This window comes from Streptomyces sp. NPDC001732, assembly GCF_053596315.1.
On sequence record NZ_JBSFFY010000061.1, the window covers coordinates 25241 to 37204 of the forward strand.

The following is an 11964-nucleotide window of genomic DNA, read 5'->3' on the forward strand; positions in this document are numbered from 1 at the left end:
GCAGAACACGAAATCGGCCTTGCGTCCCATCAGGTAGCGGGCGTTGGGCCGGCTGTGTGTGCAGGGCGTCGGCGGTGACCGCGCACCCGGCGATGTCGATTGGCGCTGTCACGTTGGCTGACAGGGTGAGATGCTCTTCTTCCTGGTCGTGGTGGAGGGGGATTGTCCGTGGCGGGCACGTCGCCGTCGTACAAGGGGCACCTGTACCCGGTCGAGGTGATCTCTCACTGTGTGGCTGTACTTCCGCTTCCCGTTGTCATTCCGTGAGGTGGAGGAGCTGATGCTCCAGCGCGGCGTGTTCGTCTCCTATGAGACGGTCCGGCGGTGGTGCCAGAAGTTCGGGCAGGCCTACGCCGACGGACTGCGTCGCCGCCGGCCCCGGCCCGGGGATAAATGGCATTTGGACGAGGTGTTCATCAAGGCCAACGGGGAGCGGAAGTACCTGTGGCGGGCCGTCGACCAGGACGGGGACGTGCTGGACATCCCCGTGCAGAGCCGCCGGGACAAGGCCGCGGCCCGGTGCTTCTTCCGCCGCCTGAGAAGACGAGCGCGGTGCCGAGGGTGATCGTCACGGAGACAAGCTCCGCTCCTGCGGCGCGGCCCACCGCGAGGTCATGCCCTCGGTCGAGCACCGCTCCCACAAGGGCCTGAACAATCGGGCCGAGAGCAGCCACCAACCCACGCGCCAGCGTGAACGCGCGATGAAGGGCTTCCGTAGTACCGGTGGAGCCCAGCGGTTTCTCTCCGCGTTCAGCGGCATCTCGCCCCACTTCCGGCCCCGCCGCCATCTGATGACCGCCCACGAATATCGAGCCGAGATGACCGTCCGCTTCGCGATCTGGGACCAGAGTACTGGCGCTGCCGGCCAGCCCACCACGGCCTGAGCATAGGCCCGGACTGCAAGCCCACCATGCCCCGACGTACCGTCAGGCACTTACGCACCCAACAACGTGACAGCGACGTGCTGCAGGACTTCCTCTTCGAACACGGCGACTACGGCCCCTTCGTGGCCGACTACGGCTACCTCGACCTGAGCGCGATCACCTGGACGCTGGAGGCGATCCCGGCCACGGACTTCCACACCATGCCGACCGGCGAAAGCGAAGCCGGACTGATTGAGCACTTCGCACAGCACCCGGTGTATTGGGCCTCGGTGAAAGTCCCCGAAGTTGGCCAGCACTGGGAAGACCACGGGACGTTGCTGCGCCCTCCGCTCCTCATCGACCGGCGCCTCCTGGACCCGGCGGACAGCAGACTGCAGGTCCTGGAGGGCCGCACGCGCGTAGGAGTGCTGCGCGGTCGCCTTCGCGAGCAACTGCGTGTTGCTCCCGCCCACCAGGCGTGGGTGGCGCGTCCGTGAGATCCTGCCTCGTCTCGCTGCGACGCTGCGAGCATCGAGGAGTTTTCGAGGGAGAGCTGCGGATGACTGAGAAGGCGTGTGTGCCCAGGGCGCGCCGGGACCTGGCGATGCACAACGACTGGTGAGTGTCGGGCTGGGAGCCAGCACGTCCTGCCCCATGCTCCGCCGGGCCTGCTCCCGCAGAGCTGCCTCGGACGAGGCGTTCGGGAATCGGAGCAACACACAGCACCGTGGCCAGATCGTCGCTCGGGACCCCTGTTGTCAGTGCCCACGGGAAGACTGGTGCAATGGCTTTGAGGCACCCGAGTTTTCTCGATCTTGAGACGCTGCTCTCCCAGGCGGAGTACCACAACGTCGATGTCCCAGTGGCACAGGACATCGTGGAGACGACCGCAAGGAAACGGTCCGGGGGTATCGGTTCTCGGTGTGGGTTGGGGTGTGTGGGTGGTTCTGGGCTGGGGTGTTGCGGGTTGGGTGAGAAGCGGTCGTGTGGCTTTCGGGCGGGGTGGTAGGCGGTCTGACCTGGTGTTATCTCAATTCTATTGAGAATTACTGGTGTTGTTGCAGATGGTCTGTGCTTCTAATGGCAGTGACTGTGTTTTTGCTGGTCAGGGGTGTTTTGCCTGGTCAACGTGGGCGAGCGGTCTCGTGTGGTGTGGTGGTGGGTTTCGGCGAGGTGGTCCAGGCGGACCTGGTCCAGGGACGCCTTCGTGATGCGTTCAGTGCCGTCGAGGATCGCGGTGATCGCTGCCTGGCGGATCAGGCGGGTGAGGCTCCCGATCCTGCCTGCGGTGCGCTGGTGGAGATAGGCGGCGTGGCGGGGGAGTGTCCCGGCCCGGTGTGCCCGGAGATCGAGTGCGGCTTCTACTCCCATGATCAGTTCTCTGAAGGGTTCGCGTGTGCCGAGCCGTGCCGGGAACGCCCCGCATTCCACCAGGGAAGCCCGCCCGGCGAGTTGGGCCCCGCGTACCCCGGAGAACAACGCCGTGCCTGTCACGTCGATGCCCGCGTACACGAACGTCGCCCCGATGCGTTCGGTGAGGTCTTTCAGCAGGTCTGCGGTTTGCGCGCCGGTGGTGGTGCGGGGGTTGAGCCGGTGGATCTCGTCGATGAGGACCAGGCGCACGCCGGCCTGGTTGTAGGTGTGGCAGACGGCGTCGGTGATCTGGGCCTGCGTCATGCGGGTGGTGACAGGGACGCCCAGGTAGCGGGCGAACTCCGTCGCGAGTGTTTTCGCGCTCGCTGCGGGCGGCACCAGAACGTAGGCGACCGGTACCGGTGCGTGCACGCGGCCGTCCGGTGCCGGGTGCTGCTGGATGTGGGCGAGGTGGCAGGCACGCCCGACGTGGAGCAGCGCGGTGGTCTTCCCGGCCGCTGCCGGACCGGTGACGATCAGCGAGGGCCGGGCGGTGGTCTGCTGGTGGCGTCCCAGGACCATCAGCGTGCGCACGTTCGTGGTGAGGGTGTCGATGGCCGGGGTGCGGACGGTGACGAACGCGGAGTGGTAGGCGAGGCGTTCCTCCACGCTGCGCGCCGGTTCCCCGGGAGCGGGTGGCTGTGGGGGAGGGGTGGTGGCGAAGCGCTGCCAGCCCTGCCAGGTCGTCACCGGCCATGCCCCGCCTGCACCGTCGCCGGCGGGCGTGCTCCCGCCGTCTCTGTCCTGTCCGCCCGTGCCTGCCGCCGCGAGGATCCCGCCGAGGGGGCTGTGATGGTTCACCACTTGAGGGCCTCCTCCTGGGCGTCGTAGAGCCCGTAACCGGCCACCGGCACGGCCGGACCGGCAAGGGTCTCGTCTTCAGTGGCGTCCTGGTCGAGGTCGTCGAGGCTGTCGTCTTCCGTTCCTGTGGCTGCTGTGTCCAGTTCCTGTGCCTGATCCTCGGACACGGGCCCGGTAGACGGTGGGGGAGTGCGGGCGGTGGCATGGCGGGCGAGGACGTACTGCTCGGTACGGGTGGCTGTTCCGGCTTTCGCCCGGCGCATCAATTGATCGAGGGCTTCGGCGAGGCCGGCCTCGTACCGGTCGTGGTCCGCGTGGCGTGTGGTGATCGTCTGCAGGTACTGCCAGGTGCGGTCGTTGAACGGCTGGTGGGCGTGTTCCCGGTGGATCCACGGGATCTCGATCAGCCCAAGGTCGGGGAGGCGGACCCAGATCTGACGGACGTCGTGCGGGTTGGTGTGGACCTCCCATTTCCCGCCCCGGGCCGCCACGCCGGAGTCCTGTCCCCGGTGCGGGCCGAGGAGGTCGTGGTCGTAGGTGCGGTGGTGCAGCCGGATGCCGTGCTCGGTGATGGCCTGCCACCGCACCGGCAGCAGCTCCAGATAGTCACTGCCGGTCAACGGCACGGGCACGTATCCGGCGACCGCGACCAGGGCCGCCCACATCTCGTTCGGGGACAGTGCGACCTTCGGCAGCATGGGATGCCGCAGCCCCTGGTGCGGACGGTGGTGGTAGTGCACGAGCCATTCGTCGAGGAGGTCCTGCAACTGGGCGACGCTGTAGCACGCTTCGCGTGCCACGTCCTTGCCGCGGCGGGTTACATCGGACCCGGTGTAGCCCGGCAGGTGCTGGCAGAACAAGGTGTTGATCGATCCGAAGGTCCGCTCGACGATGCCCTTGGCGGTCGGTGCGAACGGCGGAGCCGCCTGCACGCTGATCCCAAGCACTTCACAGGCGCCCGTGAACGCCTTCGACAGGAACACCTTCCCCCGGTCCACCACCACGGTCTCGGGCACCACCACCGGCCGGGCGGCCGCCCCGTGGAGACGTTCGTCCAGCGACATCAGCCGCTCCCCGGGCAGGACCGTGCTGTGCGCGAAGCGCAGGACATCGGGCCAGGCCGGGCGTGCCGGATACGGCACCGACATCTCCGCCAACAGAAGAGCGGCATCCACCGCCTGCGTCCCGGCCGGGCACAGCACCGCCGCGAGGATCGCCCGGGTCGCCACGTCGACAGCGATGGTGAGTTCGGGCCGTCCCAGACTGCCGTCGTCGTAGAGCGCGAGGACGTCCAGGCGGGTGGTGTCGATCTGGACCTGTTCCCCAGGCCGCAGAGCCATGCTCGGGGTGAACTTACGCCCGTCGTCCGTGAGCGGCGCCGCGCGCACGCGTCTCGCCGGGTGATCAGCAGGATGGGCGAGCTGGTTGACGAGCCGGTAGAACGTGGCCTGCGCGGGCATGGCCACCGTGTTCCCGTGCCGTTCTTTCAGAAGCCGCGCGACCAGCGGCATCAGCGCTTTGACGGTGCCCTTGGAACGCCCCCGCTGCCCGCGCAGCACGTCCTTGACCGCGGCGACGACCCGCTCGTCCTGCCGCCCCCCACCATCACCGCTCTTCGGACTGCGGGCGGTGCGGTGGTCCACCAACCCCCATAACCCCTGCTTGCGATACGCCAGCCGCATCCGCTGCACCGTCGACCTCGACACCTGCCCAAATCCCAGCGCCGTCAGCTCCGCAGCCTTGGCCTGCTCCCGCTCGGCCAACGTCCACCGATCCGGGTCGTACTCCGCCCGCACCACCCCACCGCTGCCCACTTCACCCGGCAGCCCGCATTCCACCTCCCTGATGTGCCGCAGCCAGGCCAAAGCCTTCTCCCGCGCCGCAGCAGGTGCGGTCTCGAACAGCCCCCACTGCGGCACCGCCTGAACCGGCTGCTCCGCGCCCAGGACCGCGAACCTAGGGTCGGCGAACAGGTGCCCGGCCAACACCACCTGGTCCGCCCCGTTCTCACCGACCAGGTGGAAGCCCTGCCCGGACAGGGCAACGACCTGCCACCGCGCCCCGCCATAACGGACCCGTGCCCCGACCTCCACCACCGGCCGCCCGCCCCGCCGCACCCCGCTCACCGCACCTCCCCGCAGCCTGCACCGGCCCCGCCGGCGCCTTCGACGTCACCACCACCGGCACCATCTCCGCACGGCAGACCGAGTCCGTCGCCGGACACACCGGACGCAGGAGCACGGACCAGGACTCGTTCGTGCAGCGGCACATCCAGCGCCACGGTCAGCCAGCCGTGCCACAAGGCGTGGAAGGCGACGGGCAGGACTTCGATCGGGTCGCCGACCTCCTCCACGCCGTCGATCAGCGGCCGTGCCTCGGTGAACGCCTCAAGCACGGCGGCCGCAAGTCCCGGGCGGCCCTGGTGGCGTGGGTGCCGGTAGCCGGCCAGCCACTTCAGGTTCGCCGCCAGCGTCTTCTCCAGCGGCTCAAGACGCTGGTAGACGAACCCCACCTGCGCACACGCCTCCGCAACCGTCTCCGCAGCCTCCAATGCCCGTTCGCCGCCGGCTTCCGGGTGGCTGGGACAATCGGCCAGCATCCCGGTGCCGTCCGCGTACCGTACGAACAGCTGCGGCACCCACGACCGCACCCGCCCCTGCCCGTCCCGCCACAAAACCCGCACCGGCCGTCCCGCCAGGCCCACTACCCGCCGGTCACGGTCGAGGACCATCAACTGCGCCCGCATCGCGTTCGATCCCGAGGCCACGTGCCGCCCGGTGGTGGCCGACCACCACAGGCCCGGCCCCCACCTGCGCCCCGGTACGGCCGGGAACGCCGACACCGGATCCAGCTCCTCGAAAGCCACCGCCACCGCCGCGTCCGCCCACCGCTGCTGCACCATCCGCCCCACCGGATCGAGGAAGACGGCTTCGAACCCCGCCCCGACCACCACGTCCCGCTGCCCGACCGCCCTCTCAGGGCCGCCCACCACGCTCATGCCGCTCACCCACCCCACCCCACCGGGGCCCCCACCGCCCCGGACACGTTTCACGGGTTCTGATCACAGGCCGCCGCCCCATGCGCTAAAGCAGCGACTGGACCACTCCCGGCTCTACTCGTCGTCCGCACCCCGGTACGTCCCGAGGACTGCTACCGCCTCCTCCTCGGACAGCTGCGCCCACCGGGCCACCTCGTCCACCCTCACCCCGGCGTTCACCGCGGCCACCATGACCCGCCCCAGCACCTGGCCGAGCAGATCCGTGCCCCGGCTCAAGCCCTCCAGCATGGACCGGGCCACCTCGGCGGTAGTGCCGACCTGCGCACCGCGCAACTCCTGTAGCTGCTCCTCGGCCTCCCCGAGGAGATTGGTGATCAAAAAGCGCTGCTCGGCGGGCACCACGGCCCGCCAGTTCGTCCCCGAGCCGGGCATCTTCTTCTCCCTGGACAAGACCCGCAGCCCTGCGGCCATCGACGACGGCTGGTGCTCCTGCCGCACCCACCACACGTTCTCCTCGAACCGCGCATACAGACCCGGCCGCCCTTCGGGACGGCGGCGCAGGCGGACGACCGTCCCCATCCACGCGACCAGCGGGCCCCCGTAGTCGACCGCGATCAACGGCCCCAGCCACTCCCTTCCCACTCGCTCGCCGAGGCGACGGCAGAACGCCCCGTCCACCCCCAGCGGCCGCGGCCGTTCACCCCCACTGTCCACCCACACCAGCTGCGCCATGACCGGGTCCAGCAGCGCATCCGCGACCGCCACCACCTCCGGGAAGATCACCGCATCACGCCCCACCACCCGCCACCACTCCAGATCAACCCCCGCATCACCCCCGGCGACCAGGTGCAGACGACGCGGCCAGACCTTCTCCCGATCCCACCCGTACGCCCCCTCCCACCACCGCGCCACCACCGCATAAGCCAGCCCGAACACCTCACCCGGGCCCACACCGGCCCGCACCGCACGACGCACCACACCCGCCCACCGCTGCTGCGCCGCGACCACCTCCGGAAGACCTCGCAGATCCAGATGCTCCAGCTCCTGGTCGGCGTCTGCGTCCAAGAGCCACCGCCCGTGCCGGACGCACACCCGCTCCCACCGTGCCGCGTACCGCACCACCCGAGCCGGTTCGCCCGTACGCCGGGCCGTACACAGACGGCATCCGAACGCCACCGGCCCCACCACCGCACCCCCGGCACGCCACACCGCCAACGGCTCCCCGCCCTCCCCGGCGGGTAGTTTGCCGTCCTCCCGTCCCCAGGACGGCAACGCCCGCTCCAGTACCTCCTGCCCGACCCCGCACAACCGGGCCAGAACCTCCCGCCCTGCCGCGTTCAGCACAACCTCGCCATCGGCCCGCCCACCGCCGCCCTCATGCCGGGGCCGCGAACCGCGCCACCGCCAGCACGACCGCAGAGCTTTCGCCTCCATCCCGTAGCAGGCCGCGACCCGGTCGATCAGCGACGACGTCGTCTCCCCAGCAAGGGGTGCAACACGGAAGACCCCGGACACGGGCCCGCCGCCATAGACAGGCGCGCTGATATCGGACACCTTGAACCCCTTTCGCTGTAGCTGCGATGAATCCGTTGTCGGTCACCGACTGAACTGAACGGGCAGTGTGCTGGCCAGCGGATCTGTTGACCGTTTCAGGGTTCCAGGCTGTGGTGCGGTGCTGTCCCGAGCCGGGGCTATGTGCTTTACTCCGGCGGCGGGGTCACCAGCTTGGCGGCAGCAGGGTCGACGTTCGGTGCGCAGGTGAGGGTCGGCAGATCGTGTCCATTCAGACCGTTCATCTCCATGGCGGCCTGGCTGAGCCGGTGGGCGGCCTGCACGGACTGCCCCTCCGCCACGGCGGCGTAGAACCGCGCCGCATAGCTGACGGCGTCGCCGTCGTCGATGGTGTCGGACATGCCGATGGCGAAGGGGACCGTATCGACGAGCTTCACGGTCTGCGCAGCAGAGTCACAGGAATTGAGCAGAACCAGCAACGGCTTGTCGTCCACAGCAGCGATGGCCCGGGCGAAGGCGCCGGCACGGACGATGGCGCTCTCGTGGAAGCCGTCCTCGTCTTTCTCGAAGGCGATCAGATCCTTGGCGCTGTGGCCGGAGAAGTGCACGACGTGCGGGCGGAACCGGGGCAGCGCGTCGAGGAAGACCTCTGTTGTCGCGGCTGGGTGAACGTCCAGTTCAACCAGGTCACGGTGCGTAGAGGCCTGCACGGCGGCGCGGATCCGCTGCTGTTCCCGTCCCACCCGCAGGTCGCCTTCGGACGAGGCTCCCAGCAGCAGGATCCGAAGCTTCTCAGGCTTCGGCGCTCGAAGTTCCTTCATCACCGTGGATACCTGTCCCTCTGTCGCCGACAAGCGACTCTCGATCTTTCGATGTGCTGTGGCGGCGCGATGCTCCGCCTGCTTCTGTTCCCGCTTGCGGGCGCTATCGGCTGCGGCGCGCTCGGCAGCCTCTGCCTTGGCGAGCTTGCTTTCCAGGTCCCCTACCGCCGCGCCGAGCTTGGCCACCCTGGCGCTCCAGGTGCCGACGCTGTCGGCCGCCTGGTTCGCCTCCTTCTCATAGCGCTGTGCGGAGCTCAACTTGCTCTTGCGGCTACCGGGCGTGCTCGCCTTCTCTACTGCCGCACGAGCCTTTGCGGCCTGACCACGCTTGTTGGCTTCCTTGCGGCGGAATTCGCCGACCTTCTTCTCCGCCGCCACGCGCAAGCTGTTCTTCTGACTCAACTTACGCCTGTAGTAACTGGAGTTCACACCAATCTCCTCCTCAGCCCTCAGACTAGGAGGTACCACTGACAATCACCCGAATTCCGATACCAGTTCATTTAGTCGAACTAGCGTGCCCCACTGGCGGCGGCCGACCCTTCGGATCGAAGCCGACTACGACCCGGCCACGCTGCGCCGAGACACGGTGATCGACGACGTGAAGGCCAGCAACTGGCTGCTCGAGTAAAGCCGCCGCACTCAAAAAGGTGATTCTCAGTGGAAGTACGGACCGCCACACCACTGCCCATACTGGGCCGTAGCGGCCCGCACTGTGCGGGAGGATGAGACGTGCCCATTGCCGCCGTGAGCCGAGGTCGTACGTGATGCCTTCCAGCCCTGAGCCAGCGGCCACCGCAATGACGGCCCGAACCACCCCCGCCCGCCGTGCGCTGCGCCTCGATCAGCAGGCGGCGGTGGACAGTGCGGTGCGGCACCTGAAGAACCCAGGCACGCGCGGGCACATCGTCTCGGCGTGCGGGACCGGGAAGACCCTGACCGCGCTGCGCACCACAGAAGCTCTCGACGCCCGCTATCTCCTGGTGGCGGTGCCAGGCCTGGACTTGATCGGTCAGTGGGCGGCGGCGGCCCGCGCTGACGGGCGCCGTGAGCCGTTGATGGCGGTCTCTTCCTCCGATGCCCGTAAGCATCCTGTGCTGGCGGGTGCGGGGGCGGCGAGTACAGGGTCGGGGGAGTACCTGGCGTACTGGCTTGCTCAGTGCAGGAAACGGCGCGAGCGGGCAACGGTGTTCGTCACGCTCGATTCCCTCCCGCGGATCGAGGAGTCCCAGCACTCGGTCTTCACCGCCCCTGTCTTCGACCTCCTGGTCGTGGACGAGGCGCACCGCACCGCAGGCAGCTGGGACAAGCAGTGGACGATGATCCACGACAACCAGCGCATCCCCGCCGACCGCCGCTTCTACCTGACCGCGACCCCGTACGAGTGGGAGGCGCCGCGCCTGACCGAGGCCCCCGATACACGGCCCCGGCCGAAGCGGACCGCCGCCACCGCCCCCGCCTGGGAGGCCCCCTCCCTGATCGCGTCGATGGACGATCCGAAGGTCTTTGGCCCTCGCCTGCACACCTACTCCCACGCGGACGCGATCGAGGACGGCGTCCTGGCCGACTACCAGCTCCTCGTGCCCACGATCACCAGTACCGACCTGCGCACCGTCCTCACCAACTCCGGCGACGCCCACACGGGGTTCGGCCCGAGTGCCCGTCGCACGACGGCGCTACATCTGGCCGTTCTCAAGGCCATGACCCAGCACCACCTCAAGCATGTGATCGTGTACTTCCAGCAGGTCGCGGACGCCGCCGACTTCGCCCGCCAGTTCCCCCATACGCTGCGCACCCTTCCCGCGGACCAGCGCCCCGCCTGGGCCGACGACCTTCTCGTGCAGTCGATCAACGGCACCCACACCCCCGACCAGCGCCACACCATCCTCACCGGCTTCGCCGATGCCGACCGCGGCGTGCTCACCAACGCCCAGGTCCTCGGAGAGGGAGTGGACCTGCCGGCCGTGGACGCAATCGTGTTCGCGGACCGCACGGCGAGCGTGCGCCGCATCGTCCAGGCCCTGGGCCGCTCCCTGCGCAAGCCCCCGACCATCGAGCGCAAGACGGCGAGCCTGGTCATCCCCGCCTACACCCCACCCGACGCCGACCCCACCGACCTCCTCTCCACCCCCTACGAAGCCCTCTGGCTGGTCACCGCCGCGCTCCGCCATCATGACCAGTCGATTACTGCCCGGGCCCCGCGCAAGAACGCCAAGCGCCGCCTGGACGCCAACACCCACACCCTGATCACACGCCGGTTCCGGTTCGACTTCACCCTCGACCCCAGACATATTGCCCGCGCGATGGACCTGCTGGCCTGGCCCGCCGTCGGCGCTGTCCTGTCCGCGCCCCGCCGCGCCGGCCTCGCGGCTGCCGTCCGCTACCACGCCGAGCACGGCCACCTCCGCGTCCCAGCCGACTACGAGGACGCCTACGGCTACCGGCTCGGCCAGTTCATCACCGGACAACGCACCGCCTACCACCAAGGTGCTCTCACCGAGAACTGGATCGCCGAGCTCGAAGACCTGGGCATGGTCTGGGACGACAACGAAGCCGCCTGGCAGGGACACATGGCCACCATCGAGGCCTTCCACACCGAACACGGCCACCTCGCCATCCCCTCCCAGGAACCAGGCGGTCAGTTCCTCGCCGACCAGCGGTCCCTGGCCCGCAAAGGCCGCCTCGCCCCCAGCCGCGAAGCCCAGCTCACCGCCCTCGACCCGCACTGGACCCTCCCGCACGGCCCCGACTGGCACCGCAAATACCACCTGATCAAGCACCACATCGAAGCCGGCCACGACCCGGCCACGCTGCGCCGCGACACGGTGATCGACGGCGTGAAGGCCGGCAGCTGGCTGCACCGTCAGTTCACCACCTGGCACGAACTCAACTCCGGCCAACGCGACCTTCTCACCAGCCTCGGCCTGACCGCCGATCAAGTCCCACTGAGGCGAACGCCGAGAACGTCCGTCACATCCGGTACCAGGAAACGCCGTTCCTTCGAGCAGACAGCGCTGCTGCTGCGCGCCTTCGTGGAGCGTCACGGACGCCCGCCCGGGGCCAGGGAATGGATCGAGGCCGACGGCGAACGCGTCATGATCGGCCCGTGGCTGTGCAAGACCCGCACCAAACAGAAAGCAGGTCAACTACCAGAAGATCAAAGCAAGTTGATGGAAGAGATCCTCCGAGAGGACCGCCCCGAAACCGCACCCAACGTTCCCGAAGAGGGACCCACAGATATCTCGGAAGTTCCATAGTTTTTCTGCTTCCATAAGACAGGCCAGCCTCCGACCGCGAGTCAGCGGAAAGAGGACGTCCCGTCAAGCAGCCAGGTACACCCAGGCACTGCCCCCGCGCACGTAGCCAGCCCAGGGCCGCGCGGAGCGCGGCCCGTCGCCCTGATCGCGGAGCGAACAGGGCCAGAGTCCAACTCCGTTGGACTCCCAGGCCACGGAGTGGCCCGGATCCCCGGGACGAAGTCCCGAAACCGCGCACGGAGTGCGCGGTCGTCTTCCGCCGCGTAGCGGCGGCGCGTCGTGTCTGCGGAGCAGACCGCGCG

7 protein-coding genes and 1 pseudogene are annotated in these 11964 nt (G+C 68.8%); 3 read left to right on the forward strand and 5 right to left on the reverse strand.

What is annotated here, in order from left to right; genetic code table 11:
• Positions 1 to 168: 168 nt before the first annotated feature.
• Positions 169 to 884 (forward strand): annotated as a pseudogene (locus ACWCXX_RS33575) (IS6 family transposase).
• Between the two features lie 77 nt (positions 885 to 961).
• Positions 962 to 1360, forward strand: a complete 399-nt coding sequence (locus ACWCXX_RS33580; protein ID WP_451133921.1) for a hypothetical protein — start codon at positions 962 to 964, stop codon at positions 1358 to 1360.
• A 580-nt stretch (positions 1361 to 1940) separates the two neighbouring features.
• Here the strand turns inward: ACWCXX_RS33580 and ACWCXX_RS33585 are convergent.
• The 5 genes from ACWCXX_RS33585 to ACWCXX_RS33605 all read right to left on the reverse strand — a co-directional run bounded on the left by ACWCXX_RS33585 (position 1941) and on the right by ACWCXX_RS33605 (position 8837).
• The gene (locus ACWCXX_RS33585; protein WP_451133931.1) at positions 1941 to 2966 is read right to left on the reverse strand and encodes a TniB family NTP-binding protein; all 1026 of its coding nucleotides are present in this window, start codon (positions 2964 to 2966) and stop codon (positions 1941 to 1943) included.
• A gap of 107 nt (positions 2967 to 3073) precedes the next feature.
• Positions 3074 to 5203 (reverse strand): transposase, encoded by a 2130-nt coding sequence (locus tag ACWCXX_RS33590; RefSeq protein WP_451133923.1) that lies wholly within the window; start codon positions 5201 to 5203, stop codon positions 3074 to 3076.
• Positions 5200 to 6075 (reverse strand): TnsA-like heteromeric transposase endonuclease subunit, encoded by an 876-nt coding sequence (locus ACWCXX_RS33595; protein WP_451133933.1) that lies wholly within the window; start codon positions 6073 to 6075, stop codon positions 5200 to 5202. The genes ACWCXX_RS33590 and ACWCXX_RS33595 overlap by 4 nt, the downstream gene beginning before the upstream one ends.
• A 114-nt stretch (positions 6076 to 6189) precedes the next feature.
• Positions 6190 to 7140, reverse strand: a complete 951-nt coding sequence (locus tag ACWCXX_RS33600) for a DNA-binding protein (protein ID WP_451133925.1) — start codon at positions 7138 to 7140, stop codon at positions 6190 to 6192.
• A 635-nt stretch (positions 7141 to 7775) separates the two neighbouring features.
• On the reverse strand, positions 7776 to 8837 hold the full coding sequence (locus ACWCXX_RS33605) for a hypothetical protein (protein ID WP_451133927.1): 1062 nt from the start codon (positions 8835 to 8837) through the stop codon (positions 7776 to 7778).
• A gap of 335 nt (positions 8838 to 9172) precedes the next feature.
• Here ACWCXX_RS33605 and ACWCXX_RS33610 point away from each other — a divergent pair, with 335 nt between their 5' ends.
• Entirely contained in the window at positions 9173 to 11662 is a 2490-nt protein-coding gene (locus tag ACWCXX_RS33610) for a Helicase associated domain protein (protein ID WP_451133929.1), read from the forward strand.
• Positions 11663 to 11964: the final 302 nt, after the last annotated feature.

Coding starts and splice junctions, on each gene's coding strand:
- ACWCXX_RS33595 (WP_451133933.1), bottom strand. CDS start 6,075: ATGAGCGTGGTGGGCGGCCCTGAGAGGGCGGTCGGGCAGCGGGACGTG.
- ACWCXX_RS33610 (WP_451133929.1), top strand. CDS start 9,173: ATGCCTTCCAGCCCTGAGCCAGCGGCCACCGCAATGACGGCCCGAACC.